12 protein-coding genes and 4 pseudogenes are annotated in these 19,992 nt (G+C 74.9%); 6 read left to right on the top strand and 10 right to left on the bottom strand.

Going from position 1 to position 19,992, the window contains the following annotated elements:
• Positions 1 to 83: 83 nt before the first annotated feature.
• Positions 84 to 4,542, top strand: a pseudogene (locus tag JNW87_RS18635) (SCO7613 C-terminal domain-containing membrane protein); the annotation flags it as partial.
• Positions 4,543 to 4,951: 409 nt separating this feature from the next.
• Here JNW87_RS18635 and purE read toward each other — a convergent pair.
• Genes purE through JNW87_RS18620 form a run of 3 tightly spaced genes read right to left on the bottom strand, consistent with a single transcriptional unit; the run spans position 4,952 to position 7,128 of the window.
• Positions 4,952 to 5,443, bottom strand: coding sequence for a 5-(carboxyamino)imidazole ribonucleotide mutase (gene purE / locus JNW87_RS18630; RefSeq protein ID WP_109805119.1), 492 nt, complete (start codon positions 5,441 to 5,443; stop codon positions 4,952 to 4,954).
• Positions 5,440 to 6,600 (bottom strand): 5-(carboxyamino)imidazole ribonucleotide synthase, encoded by a 1,161-nt coding sequence (locus tag JNW87_RS18625; RefSeq protein WP_109805118.1) that lies wholly within the window; start codon positions 6,598 to 6,600, stop codon positions 5,440 to 5,442. Before JNW87_RS18625 ends, purE begins: the two co-directional genes overlap by 4 nt.
• A gap of 51 nt (positions 6,601 to 6,651) precedes the next feature.
• Positions 6,652 to 7,128, bottom strand: coding sequence for a hypothetical protein (locus JNW87_RS18620; protein WP_109805117.1), 477 nt, complete (start codon positions 7,126 to 7,128; stop codon positions 6,652 to 6,654).
• A gap of 100 nt (positions 7,129 to 7,228) precedes the next feature.
• On the opposite strand from JNW87_RS18620, the gene JNW87_RS18615 reads away from it, so the two are divergent.
• Together JNW87_RS18615 and JNW87_RS18610 are read left to right on the top strand one after the other, a co-directional pair.
• Positions 7,229 to 7,825 carry a PadR family transcriptional regulator gene (locus JNW87_RS18615; protein ID WP_109805116.1) on the top strand — a complete coding sequence of 199 codons (597 nt, stop codon included), beginning with the start codon at positions 7,229 to 7,231 and terminating at the stop codon, positions 7,823 to 7,825.
• 29 nt (positions 7,826 to 7,854) lie between these two features.
• Positions 7,855 to 8,505, top strand: a complete 651-nt coding sequence (locus JNW87_RS18610) for a pyridoxal 5'-phosphate synthase (RefSeq protein WP_238454117.1) — start codon at positions 7,855 to 7,857, stop codon at positions 8,503 to 8,505.
• Positions 8,506 to 8,517: 12 nt separating this feature from the next.
• Here the strand turns inward: JNW87_RS18610 and JNW87_RS18605 are convergent.
• Positions 8,518 to 10,553 (bottom strand): annotated as a pseudogene (locus JNW87_RS18605) (thioredoxin domain-containing protein).
• Between the two features lie 188 nt (positions 10,554 to 10,741).
• Here JNW87_RS18605 and JNW87_RS18600 point away from each other — a divergent pair.
• Positions 10,742 to 11,764, top strand: coding sequence for a phosphatidylinositol-specific phospholipase C domain-containing protein (locus JNW87_RS18600; RefSeq protein ID WP_109805114.1), 1,023 nt, complete (start codon positions 10,742 to 10,744; stop codon positions 11,762 to 11,764).
• 89 nt (positions 11,765 to 11,853) lie between these two features.
• Here the strand turns inward: JNW87_RS18600 and JNW87_RS18595 are convergent.
• The 3 genes and pseudogenes from JNW87_RS18595 to mca all read right to left on the bottom strand — a co-directional run bounded on the left by JNW87_RS18595 (position 11,854) and on the right by mca (position 15,788).
• Positions 11,854 to 14,384, bottom strand: a pseudogene (locus JNW87_RS18595) (putative bifunctional diguanylate cyclase/phosphodiesterase).
• A 180-nt stretch (positions 14,385 to 14,564) separates the two neighbouring features.
• Positions 14,565 to 14,858 carry a hypothetical protein gene (locus JNW87_RS18590; RefSeq protein WP_109805112.1) on the bottom strand — a complete coding sequence of 98 codons (294 nt, stop codon included), beginning with the start codon at positions 14,856 to 14,858 and terminating at the stop codon, positions 14,565 to 14,567.
• Between the two features lie 48 nt (positions 14,859 to 14,906).
• Positions 14,907 to 15,788: a mycothiol conjugate amidase Mca gene (gene mca / locus JNW87_RS18585; protein WP_109805122.1), complete on the bottom strand. Its 882-nt coding sequence runs from the start codon at positions 15,786 to 15,788 to the stop codon at positions 14,907 to 14,909.
• A gap of 211 nt (positions 15,789 to 15,999) precedes the next feature.
• On the opposite strand from mca, the gene JNW87_RS18580 reads away from it, so the two are divergent.
• Both JNW87_RS18580 and greA read left to right on the top strand, forming a co-directional pair.
• Positions 16,000 to 16,434, top strand: a complete 435-nt coding sequence (locus JNW87_RS18580; protein WP_109805111.1) for a DUF4307 domain-containing protein — start codon at positions 16,000 to 16,002, stop codon at positions 16,432 to 16,434.
• Positions 16,435 to 16,618: 184 nt separating this feature from the next.
• Complete coding sequence (gene greA, locus JNW87_RS18575; RefSeq protein WP_109805110.1) at positions 16,619 to 17,119, top strand: transcription elongation factor GreA; 501 nt, start codon at positions 16,619 to 16,621, stop codon at positions 17,117 to 17,119.
• 128 nt (positions 17,120 to 17,247) lie between these two features.
• Here the strand turns inward: greA and ilvA are convergent, their stop codons facing one another.
• The 3 genes and pseudogenes from ilvA to JNW87_RS18560 form a co-directional block, all read right to left on the bottom strand.
• Positions 17,248 to 18,468 (bottom strand): threonine ammonia-lyase, encoded by a 1,221-nt coding sequence (ilvA, locus tag JNW87_RS18570; RefSeq protein ID WP_109805109.1) that lies wholly within the window; start codon positions 18,466 to 18,468, stop codon positions 17,248 to 17,250.
• Positions 18,465 to 19,391, bottom strand: coding sequence for a DUF4328 domain-containing protein (locus JNW87_RS18565; protein ID WP_146231264.1), 927 nt, complete (start codon positions 19,389 to 19,391; stop codon positions 18,465 to 18,467). The genes ilvA and JNW87_RS18565 overlap by 4 nt, the downstream gene beginning before the upstream one ends.
• A 44-nt stretch (positions 19,392 to 19,435) precedes the next feature.
• Positions 19,436 to 19,992, bottom strand: a pseudogene (locus tag JNW87_RS18560) (amidase family protein); the annotation flags it as partial.

Here is a 19,992-nt window from a genome sequence, read left to right as displayed (position 1 = left end):
GCCGCATCGACAGCAGCAGGTCGGCCAGCGTACGGTCCGGCGGCACCACGGCCAGCGGCCGGTAGACCTCCGCCGGCACCGGCTCGCGCCGACGCGCGCAGAACATCCCGCTCGGGCTCGGCGCGCTGCTGCTCGGCGTGGCCGCGGTGGTCTTCGCCGCGGTCGCCACCAGCTCGATGGACGCGTTGGCCCGGCTGGGCGTGCTGGTGGTCGCGACGGTGCTGATGCTGCTCGCCCCGCCGGTGCTGGCCCGCCGCGGGCTCACCTCCACCGCCGAGACGATCGCCGCGGTCGGCCTGCTGCTGGTGCCGCTGGCCGGGTACGCCCTCTGGGCGGTCGACCGGATCGGCGGCGGCGCCTCGGGCGCGGTCTTCGCCGGGTCGATCTTCCTGATGACCACCCTGGTGGCCTTCGGGTACGCCCAATGGACCGGGCTGCGCGCGCCGCGCTTCGCCACCGTGCTCGCCGCCCAGCCGGTGCTGCCGCTGCTGGCGTACGACCGGATCACCGGGCCGGCCGGCTGGGCGCTGGTGCTGACCGTGGTCGCGGTGGTCGACCTCGCGCTGGCCCGCTCGGCGGTGATCCTCGAGCGACCGGTCGGCGTGACCTGCCCACCCCGCCGCCACCCCCGCCGCGGGCCGCCGAGGGACGCCCGGAGACGGACCCGGAGGAGTCCGCCGAGGTGCTCGGCGCGGAGGCTGCCACCCCGCCGACCGGCCCGGCCCGGCCGGTGCCCTGGCTGGGCGAGCTGACCTGGGTGCTGCACGGCGCGGCGGTCGCGGTCGCCCTGGCGTACGCGGTCACCGCGCTGCTGCGCGCCGACACGGTGCCGGTCGCCACCGGCGCGGGCGCGGTGCTGCTGCTCGCCGCGCTGGTGGGGCTGGCCGGCACGCTGGTGCTGCGTCGAGCGCCGCTGCCCGACGTCGGCGCCGGCATCGTCACCCTCGCCGTGATCGGCGCGCTGGGCCGGATCGCCTCGGTCGCCTTCCCCGGCCGGTCGCTGCTGCTCATCGCCGCGGTGATCACGGTCACCGGGCTGGCCGTACGGGCCGTACCGGAGGCGGCCCGGCGCGGGCCGCAGCTGGCCTCGGCCGTGGCCCTGACGGTCAGCGGGCTGGTGGTGGCCGGCGGCGCGCTGCGGGCCGGGCTGGCGCCGGTCCGGGCGGCGTTGCCCGCCTGGGCGGCGGACCTGGACCGGTGGCACGCCACGCTGGCGGCGGCGGTCGGCCCGACCGGGTGGCAGCTCGCCGCGAGCGCCTTCCTGCTGACGATCGCCGCGATGGTCGCCCTGCCCCCGGAGATCCGGCGCGAGTTCGCCGTGCTCGGGGCCGCGCTGACCGCGCTCGCCGTGCCGGCCTCCCTCGGGCTGGGCTGGACGATCGCCCCCTGGCCGATGCTGCTCACCGCGGTGGGCGTCGGTGTGCTGGGGCTGTCGGCGGACGGCAGACGTTCCGCCGTGGTGCACTCGGTCGCCGCGACCGGGTTGGGCCTGGCCGGTGCCGGCGCGGCGCTCTCCCGCCCGGCGCTGACCACCGCCGCGCTGACCACCCTGTTCCTGGCCGGCGCGCTGGTCTCGCTCGCGCCCCGGATCAGGATCGCCCCGGCCGCGGCGGACACGGTCTCCGGCTGGGCCGCCGGCGGGGCGGCGTTCGCACTGCCGGGGGCGGTGGCCGCGTTCGTCGCCGCCACGGTGCCCACCGACCCGACCCCCACCCCGGCGAGCCTGCGCGAGGTCACCGTCCCGGCGCTCGCGGCGAGCTTCCTCGGCGTCTGCGTCACCCTCGGCTACGCCTCGATCCGCCAGGTCGCGCAGCGGCACCTCAGCCTGCCGCACGCCGTGGGTACCGGCCTCGGCGCGCTGGCGGTCGCCGCGGCCGCGTTCGGGGCACCCGGCACGACCAGCGCCGACGCCTGGGTGGGCGCGCTGCTGATCGTCGCCGCGGTGCTGCTCTTCCTCGCCCCGTCCATCGACCGGGGGCGCCGCTCCGACCTCTCGTTGGACGGGTCCGATCTGGCCGCCGCCGGGACCACCGTGGCCCTGATCGCCACTCTGGCCCGGATCGCCGCCGTGCTCGCGCCCGGCGGGCAGCTCGTGGTGGCGGCCGCGCTCGTCCTGGTGGTCGCGGTGGCGGCGCGGGCGATGCCGGAGGACTGGCGCCGGGGACCGATCCTCGGCATCACTGTCGGCGGCGCTCTGATCGGCCTGATCGCCGCCTGGACCGCGTTGCGCGGTGGGGTCGGCGTGCTGGCCACTCCGGGCCCGATCTGGGCCGGCGACCTGACCGGCTGGCCGGCCGCGCCGACCGGCGGGTCGACCTGGCAGGCCCCCGTCGCGCTGGCGATGCTGGCCGTCGCCGCCGGCATCCTGCTGCCGCCGCCGTGGAAGTACGACGTGGCGGGGGTGGCCGTCGTGCTGGCGACCATCGGCACCCCGGCCGCCTTCGACCTGCCCTGGTGGTCGCCGGTCCTGGTGGGCGCCGCGGTCGCCACGGTCTTCGGCATGGCGGCGGTCGCGGCGATCGACCCCCGCGCGGCGCTGTCCCGGGCCACGGTGGCCGGAGTGGTCGCCCTGCACGCGGCCGGCGCCGGGCTGGTCCGGCCGTGGACCACCGCGCTGGCGCTCGGCAGCATCGCGCTGATCGGCGTGGTGGTGGCCGCCCTGGCCCGGAGCCTCGCGCCGCCGCTGGTGGAGAACATCGAGACCGACGGGATGCCGCCGCACCTGGTACAGGTGGGCGGCGCGGCGGCCGGTGCCGCCCTGCTCGCGCTCCCCGGCGCGGTGGCGGCCCTGGCCGCCGAGTTCGAGCACTCCCCGCAGGTGGTGGTGACCGCCGCGCTGGCCGCGTCCAGCCTCGGCCTGGCGGCGGTGGCGGTGGTCCGCCGGCAGGTCCCGCAGTACCTGCCCTACGCGAGCGTGGCCGTGGTCGGCGGCGCGACCGTCAGCGCCATGGCCGCGATCGTCACCCGCCTGCCCTCCGGGGTGTACGCGGCCGCTGCGGCGCTGCTCGGCGTGCTCGCCGAACTGGTCCGGGCGGCCACCACCCCGCCGACCGGCTCGGCCCGGCCGGTACGCCGCTGGTCGGTGCTGCTGGACGGGGCGCTGCGCCGGCTGCCGGACGACCGGACGGAGCTGCGCTGGCGGGTCAGCCCGGCCGCCGGGCGCTCGCGGCGGCGGTGCTGCCCACCACGCTGGCGCTGGTGACGCTCGCGCCGCCGCTGCTGGTCGCGCTGGTCGAGCCGCTCCGGTCACTGTCCCGGATCTGGCAGGGACCGCCGCCGGAACTGCTCACCCCGCCGCCCGACGCGGTCGACCCGACGCACGTGCTGACCGCGCTGCTGCTCACGGTGACCGCCGCGTTGGCCGCCACCGGGTTCAGCGGCGGCCGGCGTTCCCGGGCCGTGCCGGTGGTGCTGCCCGGCGCCGCAGTCACCCTGCTGATCACCCCGGTGGCGCTCGGCCACGGTTGGCCGGAGAGCTCGCTCGCCGGGCTGGTGGTCTTCACCATCTCGATGCTCGGGCTGGCCCTGACCCCGCCGCCGCCGCTGGCCGAGCCAGCCCGGTCGCTTCGGGTGGCCCGGGTGCTGGTCTTCGCGATCGGGCTGGCCGCCGGGGGCGCCGGGCTGGCCGGCAGCCTCGCCACCCGGGAGCTGACCCTCTTCACCCTGGGCGGGGCGGTCGGCGTCGGCGTGGTCGCCGCGCTCTTCGGCACCACGCAGCGGGCGCGCATCCTCGGCTGGCTGTTCGCCTCGCTGATGGCGGAGTTGTTCGTGCTCACCCTCGGCCTGGTGGTGGGGCTGGCCGCCGTCTGGTCCGCGTTCGGGGTGCTGGCGGTGGGGGCGGCGCTGCAGGTCTTCGCCGCCACCCTGCCCCGGCTGCGCCGCCCAGAGGCGTACCGGGAGGCGGCCACCGTGGAGTGGAGCGGGTACGCGGCCGCCCTCATCGCGCTGGCGCTGGCCTTCGACTCCCCCCGGCACATCGCCGCGCTGCTGGTCGCCTGGGGCGCCGTCCTCGGGGTGGCCGCGAGCCGGCAGGGCCGGCGGCCGGTGGAGCGGCGGATCCTGTTCTGGGCGGTGGTGGCCTGCGAGATCAGCGCCTGGTGGATCCTGATGCGGGTGGCCGACGTGGCGCTGCCCGAGGCGTACACCCTGCCGTTCGCCGCGCTCGCCCTGCTGGTGGGGGTGCTGGAGCTGCGCCACCGGCCGGACCTGTCGAGCTGGCTCGCGTACGGGCCGGCGCTGGTGACCGCGTTCGTGCCGACCCTGGCCATCGTGCTGGCCACCGATTCCAGCATGCTGCGGCAGGTGCTGCTGCTGCTCGGCGCGGTGGCGGTGCTGATCTTCGGCTCGACCAGCCGGCAGCAGGCGCCGGTGATCGTGGGTGCCACGGTCACCGCGATCGCGGCGGTGCACGCGTTGTTCAGCCTCGGGCCGTGGCTGGTGCTGATTCCGGTCGGCTTCGTGCTGCTGGTGCTCGGGGCGAGCAACGAGCGCCGCCGCCGCGCACAGGAACGCCTGCAGACCGCGTTGCGCGGCATGCGATGAAGCTCGTCTGTGCGGGGGCGGCGGATCCGGTCCGATTCGGCGGACGAACCGACCTGGGTTGATCGGGCCTTCCTCACTGTCCGCGTCGAGCCCGCCGGACGCAGAGTGCCGTCGTATCCCCTTTGCTCTGCTGTAGCCGACGCAACAGCAACGGACGGTGACAGCCGCGACCACGGCCTACCGCATGAGCGATAGAGAAATGCCAGCTCAGCGCCGGTGTTGCGTGGAGTGAAGCAGAGCAAAGGCGGTGTGAGGACAATCGCCTCCCGACCCACGGATCACGCGGAGTGACCACACGACGGGCTGGCGGATGGTGACGCTCTGCACGAGGCCGCGAGCCCGGTGCGCAATGGCGGCGAACGCCGTCAGCCTGACGGCAGTCCCGCAGCCGGCGGACCGGCGAGTTGGATCAGCCGAGGGAGGCGCGGAGGGCGGCGTCCTTCTCGGCGACCAGTTCCTCCAGGCCCGTCTGGTACGCGGCCATCCGCTTCAGCAGCGCCGGGTCGGCGGCGGCCAGGATGCGCACGGCCAGCAGGCCGGCGTTACGGGCGTTGCCGATCGACACGGTGGCCACGGGCACGCCGGCCGGCATCTGCACGATGGACAGCAGTGAGTCCATCCCGTCGAGGTGCTTCAGCGGCACCGGCACACCGATCACCGGCAGCGGGGTGACCGAGGCGACCATCCCGGGCAGGGCGGCGGCGCCGCCGGCACCCGCGATGATCACCTTGAGGCCGCGGTCCGCGGCGTCCCGGCCGTACTCGATCATCTTGACCGGGGTGCGGTGGGCCGAGATCACGGCGACCTCGTACGGCACCTCGAACTCGTCCAGCGCCTCGGCGGCGGCCTTCATGGTCGGCCAGTCGGAGTCGCTGCCCATGATCAGCCCGACGGTGCTCACTCGTGCCCCTCCCGCAGCCAGCGGGCGGCCCGCGCGGCCCGTGCCCGTACGTCGTCCAGGTCGTCGCCGAGCACCGTGACGTGCCCGATCTTGCGGCCGGGGCGCACCTGCTTGCCGTACAGGTGCACCTTGGCGCCCGGCTCGGCGGCGAACAGGTGGTGCAACCGCTCGTCAACGGGGATCCCGCCCGGCTGCCCGCCGAGCACGTTCGCCATCACCACCACCGGCGCGGTTAGCGAGGTGTCCCCCATCGGGTAGTCGAGCACCGCCCGCAGGTGCTGTTCGAACTGTGAGGTCCGGGCCCCCTCGATGGTCCAGTGCCCCGAGTTGTGCGGACGCATCGCCAGCTCGTTGACCACCAGCCCGCTGGGGGTCTCGAAGAGCTCCACCGCGAGCAGGCCGACCACGCCGAGCGCGGTGGCCAGGTCGATGGCGAGCTGCTGGGCGGCGACGGCCAGTTCCTCGGGCAGGCCCGGCGCGGGGGCCAGCACCTCCACGCAGATCCCGTCCCGCTGCACGGTCTCGACCACCGGGTACGCGGCCACCTGGCCGAACGGCGAGCGCGCCACCTGCACCGCCAGCTCCCGGCGCAGCGCCACCCGCTCCTCGACGATCAGCGAGGTGCCCCCGGCCAGCAGGGTCGGGGCCAGCTCGGCCGCCTGTGTCGCGTCCGCCACCATCCAGACGCCGCGCCCGTCGTAGCCGCCCCGGGCCGCCTTCAGCACCACCGGCCAGCCCACCTGGTCGCCGAAGGCCATCAGGTCGGCGGGCTCCGCCACGGGCCGCCAGGCCGGGTTCGGCGCACCCAGCTCACCGAGGCGCTCCCGCATCACCCGCTTGTCCTGCGCGTGCAGCAGCGCGTCGGCCGGGGGGAAGAGCTTCACCCCCTCGTCGGCGAGGGCCCGGATGTGCTCGGTCGGCACGTGCTCGTGGTCGAAGGTGACCACGTCGCAGCCCTTGGCGAAGGTGCGCAACGCGGTCAGGTCGGTGTGGTCGCCGTACTGGACGTCGGCCGCGACCAGCGCGGCGCCGTCGTCGGGGGCAAGTGCCAGCACGCGCAGCGACTGGCCGAGGGCGATCGCGGCCTGGTGGGTCATTCGGGCCAGCTGGCCGCCGCCCACCATGCCGACAACAGGCAGTCCGGTACGGGAATCCATAGCGCCGCCAGCCTATCGGGGCGGGCGCCGGTCCCGGCCCGGAGGGCGGGATCAGCCCGCCGCGCTCACCACGACGCGGCGCGGGGCACGGGCCAGCTCCCGGGCGGTGCGCCGGGCGATCAGCAGCGAGCCGACCGCCGTGGGCGCGAGCCAGGCGACCAGGTTGCCGTCGGTCATCTGTACGGCGAAGCCGGTCACGAAGGCGATCACGGTGCTGCCCATCAGGTTCAGGTGCCACACCCGCCAGCCCCGGCCGCCGAGGCCCCCGGGTCGGCGGCGGGCGAACCAGAGCCCGCCGAGCAGCCAGCCCAGCGTCAGCACGCCGAGGATCGCCAGCCCCCAGAGACGGGCGGGGTCCAGGGCGAAGAGCCCCAGCGCGCTCAGGCTGAGCCCGACGGCGGCCACCGCGTAGATCCGGCCGAGCAGGGTGTGCCGGCCGCGGCGCTTGGGGGCGAGGAGGATCGGCAGCGCGAGCAGCAGGCCGGTGGTGCCGCTGGCCGCGTGGATGAGGACGAGAACGGTGTGCATGACGACTCCCCCGTGACCTCCCACTGTGGGAGGTCGATGGCTTGATCCTGCGACCTGACACAATGGGATGTCAAGCGAAAACGCGAAGGAGCGCCAGCCCATGCCAGACCGGCCGTTGAACGCCACCACCGCCTCCCTGCTGGGCTTCCTGCACGACGACCCGATGACCGGCTGGGACCTGGTGACGGTCGCCGAGCAGCGGATCGGCGCGTTCTGGTCACTCACCCAGAGCCAGGTCTATCGGGAACTGAGCGCGATGGCCGCCGCCGGACTGGTCCGGGCCGGCGAGCGCGGCCGCCGCGACCGGCAGCCGTACGAGATCACCGAGGCCGGCCGGGCCGCCTTCGCCGAGTGGGCCGCCCGGCCGCCGGCCGAGGAGACCATCCGGTTCCCCCTGCTGCTCACCGTGCTCTTCGGCCGGCACCTGCCGGCGGACCGGATGGCGGCGTTCCTGGCGCAGCACCGGGCCGCGCACGCCGAACGGCTGGCCGGGTACGAGCAGGTGGCCGCCGCGCTCCCCGAGGAGGCGGACGCCATCGACCCGTACTCGGTGGCCACCTTGCGCTTCGGTCTGGCGTACGAGCGGGCGGTGCTCGACTGGTTCGATACGCTGCCGCTCGCGCTGCGCGACCCCGCAGCCGGGGCGGGGAGCACGCCCGGCACGGGAGGCCGCCCGAGCGGCGACGCGGAGGACTGACGGAGTCGCCGGGCTGGGATGATCAGCTCATGACGACCCGCGAGACACTGCGCGCACTGCCGGTGCTGGCCCACCAGATGCCGTCCTTCGACCCGGCCGGCGCGCCGGCGGAGCCGATGACGCTCTTCGCCGACTGGCTCACCGAGGCCGTCGCCGCCGGTGTGGACGAGCCGCACGCGATGACCCTGTCGACCGTCGACGCCGACGGCGCGCCGGACGCCCGGGTGCTGATCCTCAAGGACCTCGACCCGACCGGCTGGCACTTCGCCACCAGCGCGATCAGCGCCAAGGGTCGCCAGCTCGCCGCCGACCCCCGGGTCGCGCTCACCTTCCACTGGCGGGAGCAGGGCCGCCAGGTCCGGGTCCGCGGCGCCGCCCGGGCCGCCGACCCGGCCGTCTCCCGGCAGGACTTCCTGGCCCGGCCCGAGGGCTCCCGGATCGCCACCCTGGCCGGCCGGCAGAGCGCCGTGCTCACCGACCGGGCCGAGCTGGACCGGGAGCTGGCCGACGTCCGCGCCCGGCTGACCGCCGACCCCGACCTGGTCGCCGAGACCCACACCGTCTACGCCGTCGTGCCGACGACGGTGGAGTTCTGGCAGGCCGACCGGGAACGCCGGCACGTCCGGCTGCGCTACCGCCGCACCGAGCGCGGGTGGGACCGCGAGCTGCTCTGGCCGTGACCGGCCGCCGGGTCAGCCCAACTGGGCGACCAGGTCGTCGACCGAGGTGACCGGCCGGTCGCAGACGAAACCCCGGCAGACGTACGCGGTGGAACGGCCGTCCAGCGCCGGCCGGTCGGCGAGCAGCGGCACGCCGGGCTGGTCGGTACGGCCCGCCACGGTCACCGCGCCAGGCGGGGCGTACCGGTGCGCCGCGCGGACCAGCGGGTCCTCGGCCGGATCGTCGGTGACCACCGCGATCTCGTACGGCCCGGAGAGCAGCGCCTCGCCGACGGTGGCGGCGTACCCGGTGAACCGCGCGTGCCGGCCGACGAGCGGCGCGACGGTCGACAGGGCGGTTTCGCTGGCCTCCCGGTACCGCACCTCCCCGCTCAGCGCCGCGTACGCCACCAGCGCCGCGACGATCGCCGACCGCCCGGACGGGGTGGCGTTGTCGGTCGGGTCCGCCGGCCGGGTGACCAGCCGCTCGGCGTCGTCGGCGGTGTCGAAGAACCCGCCGTCGGGCGCGGCGAACCGGGCCAGCGCGACGTCGAGAAGCTGACCGGCGAGCTCCAGCCAGTGCCCCTCACCGCTGAGCTGGTGCATGGCGCAGAACGCCTCGGCCACACAGCCGTAGTCCTCCAGCACGCCGGCCGGCTCGCCGACCACCCCGTCCCGGGAGACCCGGCGCAGCCGCCCGTCCACGAGGTGCACCTTCGCCAGGTGCTCGGCGGTGTCCCGCAGCGCGCCGTCGGCGACGATGGCGACCCCGTCCATCAGGTTCGCGTCCTCGTCGTCGGGGGACGCGTAGACGGCGGCGACCTGAAGGAACTCGGCGATCGCGGTGATCGCCAGGCCGTTCCAGGCGGCCACCACCTTGTCGTCGCGGGCGGGCTGCGGGCGGGTGTCCCGGGCGGCCAGCAGCCGCCCGACCACCGCCTGCCAGCGCGCGCGCACCGCCGGGTCGCGTCGTCGACGTCCCGGGCCAGCCGCAGCACGCTCATCCCGTGCTCAAAGGTGCCCTCCTCGGTGACCGCGAAGAGGTCGGCGGCCCACCGGCCGTCCTCCTCGCCGAGCACCTCGACGAGCTGGGCCGGCGTCCAGGCGTAGGTGAGCCCCTCGACGCCCTCGGTGTCCGCGTCCAGGGCAGAGGCGAAGCCCTCCCCCGGCTTGTGCAGCTCGTCGGCGAGGAACCGGGCGGTGTCCCGGGCCACCCGCCGGGCCAGCCGGTCGCCGGTGAGCCGCCAGAGCTGGGTGTAGACCCGCAGCAGCAGCGCGTTGTCGTAGAGCATCTTCTCGAAGTGCGGCACGGTCCAGTGCCCGTCGACGGAGTAGCGGGCGAAGCCGCCGGCCAGTTGGTCGTTGATGCCGCCGCGGGCCATCGCCTCGCAGGTGTGCCGGACGATCTCCAGGCTCTGCGCGGAACCGGTGCGCTGGTGGTGGCGGAGCAGGAAGAGCAGGTTCATGTGCGGCGGGAACTTCGGCGCCCCGCCGAAGCCGCCGTTCGTCCGGTCGTACTCCGTGGCGAGCTGCGCGGCGGCGGCGTCGAGCAGGTCGGCGGTGAGCGGCGCGCTCGTCCCGCCGACGGCCTGGGCCCCGCCGATCGCCTCGACCACCGCGGCGCCCTGCCGGAGCACCGCCTCCCGCTGGTCCCGCCACGCGGTGCCCACGGACTCCAGCAGCCGGATGAAGTTCGCCCGCGGAAAGTAGGTGCCGCAGAAGAAGGGGGTGCCGTCCGGGGTGGCGACGACGGTCATCGGCCAGCCGCCCTGGCCGGTCATCGCCTGGGTGGCGGTCATGTAGACGGCGTCGACGTCCGGCCGCTCCTCGCGGTCCACCTTGATGGCGACGAAACCGTCGTTGACCAGCCGGCCGACGGCCTCGTTCTCGAACGACTCGTGCGCCATCACGTGGCACCAATGGCAGGCGGCGTAGCCGACCGAGATGAGCACCGGCACGTCGCGCCGCTTCGCCTCGGCGAACGCCTCGTCGCACCACGGCCACCAGTCGACCGGGTTGTCGGCGTGCTGGAGCAGGTACGGCGACGTGGCGTTCGCGAGTCGGTTCACCCGACGACCATATCCAGCGCCGGGCCGACCTGTCGGAGGTCGCCCTCGATCGTCGCCGCGATGGGGCGCCCCGTTCCGCCAGGCCGGCCGGCCGGATACCGAGCGGCCTTCCAATATTCACATTCATTGATTTGAATCAGGCGCATGCCGGCCGGCCACCACCGCCGGTCCCCGGAGAAGGAGACGTCATGCGCAGACTCCCCGCCCTGCTCGGCCTCGCCGCCCTGGTCACCGCCACCCTCGCCCCCACGCCCGCGTCCGCCGCGGTCCCCGTGGACACCCGGGTCTCGGCGGCCACCACCGTCGGGACGCACAACGCGTACGAGCGCGGCACCTACACCTACCTGGCCCAGGCCCTCGACGCCCGGCCCGGGCTGATCGAGCTGGACGTCTGGCCGGACGTCATCGCCCGGCAGTGGCGGGTCAGCCACTCCAACCCGATCGGCAACGACAACAACTGCGTCGCGGCCACCAGCGCCGCCCAGCTCTACACCGGCACCCGGAACAGGAACCTGGAGCACTGCCTCGACGACATCCGGCTCTGGCTGGCCGCGCACCCGGGGACCGGCCCGCTCATCCTCAAGCTGGAGCTGAAGACGGGCTTCAGCGGCCGCACCGGTCAGGGGCCCGCCCAGCTCGACGCGGTGCTCGCGGCCCGGTTGGGCGCCGCGGTGTTCCGCCCGGCCGAGTTGCTCGCCGGCCACGCCTCCCTCGACGCCGCCGCCCGCGCCGACGCCTGGCCGACCCGGGGACAGCTCGCCGGCCGGGTGATCGTGGAGCTGATCCCGGGCACCGTCGAGGAGGACAATCCGACCGACACGCTCCGGACCGACGTCGAGTACGCCCGGTACCTGGCCGGCCTGTCGGCGGCCGGCGCCCTGCCCAGGGCGCAGGCGTTCCCCGCCGTGCACAACGCGCAGGCCGGCGACCCGCGCATCCGGTACGCCGAGACCGCCCTGCGCCCCTGGTTCGTGCTCTTCGACGGGGACGCGACGGCGTACGTCAGCGGCGGGATCGACACCGCCTGGTACGACACCAACCACTACCTGCTGGTGATGACCGACGCGCAGAACGTGCCGCCGACGGTCGGCGCCGACCCGGACGCGGCGGCGGCCCGGGTGGCCGAGCTGGCTCGGGCCCACGCCAGCGTCGCCTCCGCCGACTGGTCGGCGCTGCCGGGCGTGGTCGACGACGTGCTGCCGCGCGGCTGAGCCGCCGGGTTCCGCGCGCCGGTCCACTCCGGCGGCGCGGGACGGCGCGGCGGCCGGACGTCCGGCCGCCCCGGGTCGGTGCCGGGGACTCAGGAGGCGCCGTCGGCGCGGAGCGGGAAGACGTTGCCGGGGGCGGCGTCGAGCAGCGACCCGAGGACCGCGCCGATCTTGTCGGCCGGCATCGGCTTGAAGAAGTGGTAGCCCTGGGCGGCGGTGCAACCCAGCTCGGCCAGGGCGTTCCGCTGCTCGGCGGTCTCCACCCCCTCGGCGACCACCCGCAGGCCCAGCTCGTGGGCGAGCCCCACGGTGGTCCGGACGATCGCCGCCGCCTCCGGCGAGTCGGCCATCCGGATCACGAACGAGCGGTCGACCTTCAGCTCGTCCACGGCGATCCGGGTGAGGAAGGTCAACGACGAGAAGCCGGTGCCGAAGTCGTCGACGGCGAGCTGCACCCCCATCGCGCGCAGCGTGGCGAGCACCTCGTCGATGATCTCCAGCTCGCTCATCACCACCGTCTCGGTGATCTCCAGGACCAGGCGGCGCGGCGGCACCTGGTGCCGGCGCAGCGCCTCGCCGATCTCCGCCGGCAGCCGGGGGTCGAGCAGGCTGCGCGCCGACAGGTTCACCGAGATCGGCACGTCCAGCCCCAGGCGGGCCCAGTCGGCGGCGACCGCGAGGGCCTTGTCCAGCACGTACCGGGTGAAGGCGCCGAGCTGTTCGCTGTTCTCCACCGGGCGGATGAAGTCGGCCGGGCCGAGCCAGCCGCGGCGCGGGTGCCGCCAGCGGATCAGCGCCTCCACGCCGGTCGGGGCGCCGGTGGCCAGGTCCACCGCCGGCTGCAACGCCAACACCAGCTGGTCGTCGGCCGCCAGCGCCTCCCGCAGCTCGGCGAGCAGCGCCAGATGGTCGGTGCTCGCGGCGTCCCGGGAGCTGTCGTACGCGGCGACGCTGCCGCCGCCCTCCTTCGCCTGGTACATCGCGATGTCGGCCCGGCGCAGCAGCTCGGTCAGATCGGCGGCGCCCGCGTCGGCGACCACCACGCCCACCGAGACCTCGACGGACATCCGCACGCCCGCGACCTCGGTCGGCGCGGCGAGCCGCTCGGCGATCTCCCGGGCCTGCCGCAGCGCGTACGCCATCGGCCCGGCGCGGTCACCGACCACCGGAACCGCGGTCAGCAGCAGGGCGAACTCGTCTCCGCCGAGCCGGCCCAGCAGGTCACCGGAGCGGGCGAGGGCCGTCAGCCGGCTCGCGGTCAGCCGCAGCAGCTGGTCCCCGGCCGCGTGCCCGAGCGTGTCGTTGACCTCTTTGAACTGGTTGATGTCGAGCAGCAGCAACGCCACCGGGTGATCGTGGGCGAGCTTGCGCAACGCCTGGTCGCCCTGGTCGAGCATGGCGGCCCGGTTGACCAGCCCGGTGAGCTGGTCGTGCACCGCCTCGTACGAGGAGCGCGCGGTGACCAGCCGCAGCTCCCGGTGGGTGGCCGCGTCGTGCAGGGCGGCGGCCAGGGCGTCGCCGAAGGCCGCGACGGCGTCCCGTTCCCGAGCGCTGGGCGGGGCCGACCGGGCGAAGTGGACCCGCAGCTCACCCACCCCGACGCTGCCCACGGTCAGCGGTCGGACCAGCTCGTGCTCGGCCGGCTCGGTACGCACCGGCGCGTCCACCTCACGGTCGCGCAGCTGGCCGCCGAGGTCCGCCCGGTACCGCCACCACCGGCCGTCGCCCCGGGCGACGGCCACGTCGACGAGTTCCGCCCCGAACAGGGTGAGCGCGCCGGACACCGCTGCGGTCGCCACGCCCCGCTCGTCGAGCTGGTTGAGGGCGGCGGTGGCCTCCGCGAACGCCGCCAGGTACGCCGCTCCTGGTCGGCCCGGAGCCGGTGGCGGTACGTCTGCTGGAGCAGCCAGAGCGGCGGCGGGAGCAGCAGCAACCAGCGGGCGTCGAGCTCCAGCAGGGTGACGATCACCAGGCCGACGGCCACGTTGCCGACGAACATCAGCAGTTTGCCGCGGAGCGCGGCGAGCAGCGGCGGTCCGACCGGGACGCCGTGCCGCAGCGCCAGGGTCGCCCCGCCGAGCCAGCCGGTGGTAAGCAGGTAGGTCACCGAGCCGGCGGTGAGCGCGAGGGCGAGCGCCGGGGTCGGCGCGGCGAGCAGGGGTCGGCCCAGCGCGCTGGTCACCGCGACGGCGAGCGCGGTGGCGGCGGTCAGCGACCCGGTGATCCGGACGAGTTCCAGCGCCGGCCGGCGGTCGGTGAGCAGGGACATGGCCGTCCAGGCCGTCCCGGTGCCGAGCAGCGCCGCCGCCGGCAGCCAGCCCGCCGGTACGAGGTAGAGGCAGACGATGAGGGCCGCTTCGCCCCAGGTGATGCTCACCATCCCCGAGGCGGTCCGGAACTGGAGCCGGGCGAGCTGAGCGACGGCGAACACGGCGACGGCGATCCCGAAGCGGGCCGGGCCGGGCAGCGCGTCGTCCGGCGGGAGGGACGCCGGGACGGTCAGGCCGATGACGGCGGCGACCAGCGCGGTGATCCCGACCGCGGCGGTCAGCAGGAGCACCCCGGTCGGCGTGCCGCGCAGGCCCAGCCGATCGGGGGATTGGCCGTCCCGGCCGGAGGTCACGGACCCACCCCGTCCGCCGGCACGCCGGGGGTGCGGCGGGTGGCCGCTGCTTCGACGGTCATCGGCGCCCCCCTTCCGCGCACGGCTCGGGGACTTTTGGTCCCCCCGGCGGAAGGCTAAGCCAAAGCCGGTGGTCGCAACAGGGGGCGACGACCGGCTTCGACGTGAATCATGCCTGGACTACCCGTTCCGGCGCTGCTGGGAGCCGTTGGGAGCGTTCGTCGGTGATTCCTGCGCGACGGTCCCGTCTGTCGGATCGACGACTGTCCCGTCGGTGCGTTCGGGGTCCGCCGGACCGGCCTGCTGCGGGAAGCGGTCGGGCAGGCGACGCAGTCGGGCGTTCATGTTGCGGATCAGCAGGACGGTGGCGGTGGCCAGCAGCACGATGAGGAAGAGGCCCATCGGCCCGGCCAGACCACCCGTGCGGGTGTCACCGAAGTTGTTCTCCGCGAGCACCTGGGCAGTGGTCAGCATGGTGTTCCTCCGATGTGCGGCTCCCGTCCAGCGTAGCCCTCCGCCGGATCAGCGGGCATGGCACGTCTCGCGGACGCCGGCGAACAGGTCCGACTCGGGCAGCGGGCTGTCCACCAGCGAGCGGGCGAGCTGGTAGTCCTCGGTCGGCCAGGCGCGCCGCTGGAGGTCCATCGGGACGTGGAACCAGAAGCCGTCCGGGTCGATCTGGGTGGCGTGGGCCCGCAGGGCGTCGTCGCGGACGGGGAAGTATTCGGCGCACTCGACCCGGGTGGTGATCCGCGGGCCCTTGTCGGGACGATCCTCCCAGCGCTCGAGCCAGTCCTCGTACGGCGATTCGAGGCCCGCGGCGAGCATGCCCTCGTGCAGCGCCATGATCTTGCCCTTGGAGAAGCCGATGTCGTAGTAGAGCTTCAGCGGCTGCCACGGCTCACCCAGCTCCGGGTGGCGCTCGGGGTCGCCGGCGGCCTCGAAGGCGGCGACCGTCACCTTGTGGGTCATGATGTGGTCCGGGTGGGGGTAGCCACCCTCCTCGTCGTACGTGGTGACGACGTGCGGTCGGAACTGCCGCATCAGGCGCACCAGCGGCGCCGCCGCGACCTCCACGTCCTGCAGGGCGAAGCACCCCTCGGGCAGCGGCGGCAGCGGGTCCCCCTCGGGCAGCCCCGAGTCGACGAACCCGAGCCAGGCCTGCTCGATGCCGAGGATGGCGCGGGCGGCGTCCATCTCGGCGCGCCGGATCTCGCCGATGTTGGCCCAGACGTCCGGTCGGTCCATCTTCGGGTTGAGCACGCTGCCGCGCTCACCGCCCGTGCAGGTCACGACCAGGACATCGACCCCTTCGGCGACGTATTTCGCCGTGGTCGCGGCGCCCTTGCTCGACTCGTCGTCGGGATGGGCGTGCACGGCCATGAGACGCAACTGCTCTGCCACCTTCGGCACTCCTCGTCTGTGCCCGTCGGGCGACCCGACCCCGGGTAACCCGGCTGACCTGCCGGAATCTCCCCCGCGCCCGGAAAATCACCCGTGCCGACCTGTCCGCGTCACCGCCGACCTGCCATCCTTGGGTCAGCGCCGGGCTGGGAAGATGGACTCTGCCATTCTTGCCGATGCCGCCGACAACAACGCCAGGAGATACCCGCCGGTGACCGAGACGCACGCCACAATCACGCCGGGCGCGCCGGTCTTCCCGCCCGGCCGGTACGGTCGCCGCCGCGAACCGGGCCGCCGCCGACCCCTGCTGGCGGCGCTGCTGGCGGCCGTCCTGCTGGCGACCCTCGGCCTGATCGCGGCCAAGCTCTACCAGCAGTACGGCGATCCCAGGTACGACGCCCAGGTGATCACCTACACGGAGATCACCGACTCCCAGGTGGTGATCGACTTCCGGGTCACCGTGCCGGCGGGCGGCTCGACGACCTGCGTGCTCCGGGCCCGGGCCTCCGACGGCGCCGAGGTGGGGCACGAGGAGGTCACGGTGACCGCGCAGCCGGGGGAACGCCGGATCGACGCCCGGCACCGGCTGGCCACCAGCGCCCGGCCGTTCATCGGCGAGGTGGTGCGCTGCCGCCCAGCCGGCTGACCCGGACGCGGCGGGCCCGAGCCCACCGTCGCCGGCCTGGGCGTCGGCCCGCGACCACCGGCCCGCGCGACCGCCGGTCCCATCGCCGGCACCCCACGTGATCGGCGACACCCCGAGGTGTCCCGCACTGGTAACTTGGTAGTTCACCTGTCAGCCAGTCCGCACCAACCGAGGAGGACCGCCTGTGTCCACGAATGGCAACGAGGCGCCCGCCACCTGGCTGTCCCAGGACGCGTACGACCGCCTCCAGGCCGAGCTCGACGAGCACATCGCGAACCGGCCGGTGATCGCCGCCGAGATCAACGCGCGGCGCGAGGAGGGCGACCTCCGGGAGAACGGCGGCTACCACGCCGCCCGCGAGGAGCAGGGCAAGGCCGAGGGGCGCATCCGCTACCTCCAGGAGCTGCTGCGCACCGCCAAGGTGGGCGAGGCGCCGACCGCCGACGTGGTGTCGCCCGGCATGGTGGTGACGATCTACTTCGACGACGACCCCGAGGACACCGAGACGTTCCTGCTCGGCTCACGGGAGATCGCGTCCACCACCGACCTGACCGTCTACAGCCCGGAGTCCGCGCTGGGCAAGGCCATCCTGGGCGGCCGCGAGGGCCAGACCTGCACCTACACGGCGCCCAGCGGCGCCGACATCAAGGTGACCGTGGTCAAGTTCGAGCCCTTCTCCGGCTGAGCCCCACACCCGGACCCGCGCCGGCAGGCCCGGGCCCGACCCCGACCGGGGCTGACAGGCCGCCGACTGCCACACCGCCCCGGCCGTGCCACGGCCGGGGCGGTCGCATTTTCCGGCTACGGGCGGCGTCACGCCTCGGCGGCGAAGACCACCTGGTAGCCGCTGGCCCGCAGCGCGCTGATCAGCGTGTCCGAGTGCTCCACACCCCGGGTCTCCACCGACAGCGCCACCTCCACCTCGCCCAGGCGCAGGTGCGGGTTGGCCCGCTGGTGCTCCACGTCGACCACGTTGGCCCGGTGCTCGGCGATCTCACTGAGCAGCGAGGCGAGCTGGCCCGGCCGGTCCGAGCAGCGCACGGTGACCCGCAGATACCGGCCGGCCGCCGCGAGACCGTGCTCGATCACCCGCAGCAGCAGCAGCGGGTCGATGTTGCCGCCGGAGAGCACCGCCACCACCGGCGGCTCCACCTCGACCACGCCGGCCAGCAACGCGGCCACGCCGACCGCGCCGGCCGGCTCCACCACCTGCTTGCCGCGCTCCAGCAGCATCAGCAGCGCCCGGGAGATGTCCTCCTCGGAGACGGTGACCATCTCGTCGACCAGCTTGCGGACATGGGTGAAGGTGAGGTCGCCGGGCCGGCCGACCGCGATCCCGTCGGCGATCGTCGAGAACGACGGCAGCCGTACCGGCTCGCCGGCCCTCAGCGAGGGCGGGAAGGCGGCGGCGGTCGCGGCCTGCACCCCGATCACCCGTACGTCCGGACGCAGCGCCTTGGCGGCCACCGCGATGCCGGAGATCAGCCCGCCACCGCCGACCCCGGTGACGATGGTCTTCACGTCGGGGCACTGTTCGAGGATCTCCAGCGCCACCGTGCCCTGCCCGGCGATCACGTCCGGGTGGTCGAACGGGTGGATCAGCACCGCCCCGGTCCGCTCGGCGAAGGTCTCCGCCGCGACCAGCGACTCGTCCACCGTGTTGCCGACCAGCTCGATCTGCGCGCCGTACCCCTTGGTGGCGGCCACCTTCGGCAGCGGCGCGTTCACCGGCATGAAGACGGTGGCGTGGGTGCCGACCAGGCCGGCGGCGAGCGCCACCCCCTGCGCGTGGTTGCCGGCGCTGGCGGCGACCACGCCGCGTTCCCGCTCCTCGGCGGAGAGCCGGGAGATCCGCACGTACGCGCCGCGCACCTTGTACGACCCGGCGCGCTGCACGTTCTCGCACTTCAACCAGGCCGGGCCGCCCAGGGTGGCACTGAGCGGCCGGGAGGGTTCCAGCGGGGTGGTACGGGTGACGCCGGCGAGCAGCTCCCGCGCGGCCTGTACGTCGGCGAGACCGACCAGTTCCGTCATGCCCCGATCGTGCCACCCGCCGCTTCCGGCACCGATGGCGACGCGGGGTTCGCGTCCACGGGAACCCGCTGCGACGGCCCGGTCACCGGCGACGCCGGCTGTCCGACCGGTACGGACTCCCGTGACGCCGGCGGCACCGCGGCCCCGGGCACCGGCAGGGCGACGGCCGGCCATACCGGGGTGGCCCCGTCGATCCGGGTCTGCTGGGCGGCGGACACCCGCAGCACCAGCACGATCAGCGACACCCCGGCGACCAGGCAGGCCAGCACCGGCAGGGCGTTCCGCAGGGCCGCCTCGCGGTAGTGGTCGAAGTCCGGCGACGCCCCCTGCCGGGCCAGCCGCACGTCGGCCCTGGCCTGGGCGAGGTTGCTGAGCAGGTCGGCGAAGCCGAAGCCCAGCCAGGCCACCCACCAGAGGGCGACCAGCGCCCGGAGCCGGCCCCGGCCGAGGCTCTCCCGGACGATGCCGACCATCACGGCACACGGCACGCCGAGGCTGGCGACGGGCACCCACCAGCCAGTGATCGCCCAGTGCGGGGCCAGGGACGACCGCACTCCCGGAAAGGCGTCCGTGTTCTTCCGCGCCCGGAACATCCAGATCATGACCAGCGCCGCGGTGGTGAGAAGGACGACCAGGTACGACAGGGAGAGCAGGCCCTCGGCCACCGTGGCACCGCGGCCGGCACCCGGGTCACCCGCCGTCCCGGCCTGGCGGGACAGCAGGGCGTTCACCGCCGGGGCGAGCGCCACCAGCGTGTACAACAGCGTGGTGAGACCGACGCCGACCGCGGCGGCCACCCCGAGCCCACGCACCGGATAGGTCGGCCTGCCCGGCGACAGGGCGGGCCGGTCCGACGACGTACCGCAGCCAGGGCAGTCGCCGACGGGCGTGGTCGGCTCGGCCCCGCAGATGTGGCACCGCATGTCTGCCCCCCGTGCGCCGTGGAAGTCGCGCACACGCTAGTCGATCATGCCGCGGCCGGCGACCCCGTGCCCACTCGCGGGTAGCCCGGGGCGTGCCGCTGCCACGGGGCCTGCATCTCGAACTGGCCGGCGATGCCGAGCAGCAGCAGCTCCGAACCGGGCGGCCCGACCAGCTGCACGGCGACGGGCAGCCCGTCCGGACGCCGGCCGACCGGCACCACGATGGCGGGCAGGCCGGCGATGTTCCACGGGGCGGCGTACGGGGCGTACCGGATGTTGGCCGTCATGTTCGCCACCCAGGAGCGGCCTGACCAGCCGGCGGCCGCCGGCGGCGGGCCGGCCAGCGCCGGGGTGAGCAGCAGGTCGACCGAGTGGTCGCCGAAGAAGTTCACCGAACGCTCACGCCAGGCGGCCCGGTCGGCCTCCCGGACGTACCCGCGCCGCTGCGCCCACTCGCCGAGCGCGACGTGCCGGCGGCTGCGCCGCTGCAGGACCCGCCGCTCCAGCCCGGCGGCCTGCACGTCGGCGGCGGCGCCGCGAACCAGGTGGCGATGCCCTGCAGGCCCAGCCGGGCCGGGTAGACCGGGTCGGCGGGGACGGT

Source organism: Micromonospora sp. ATA51 (genome assembly GCF_016802855.1).
Taxonomy (GTDB): Bacteria; Actinomycetota; Actinomycetes; order Mycobacteriales; family Micromonosporaceae; genus Micromonospora; species Micromonospora sicca.
Note: the sequence above shows the minus strand (reverse complement) of the source record. Positions and strands in the feature narration are given on the sequence as shown.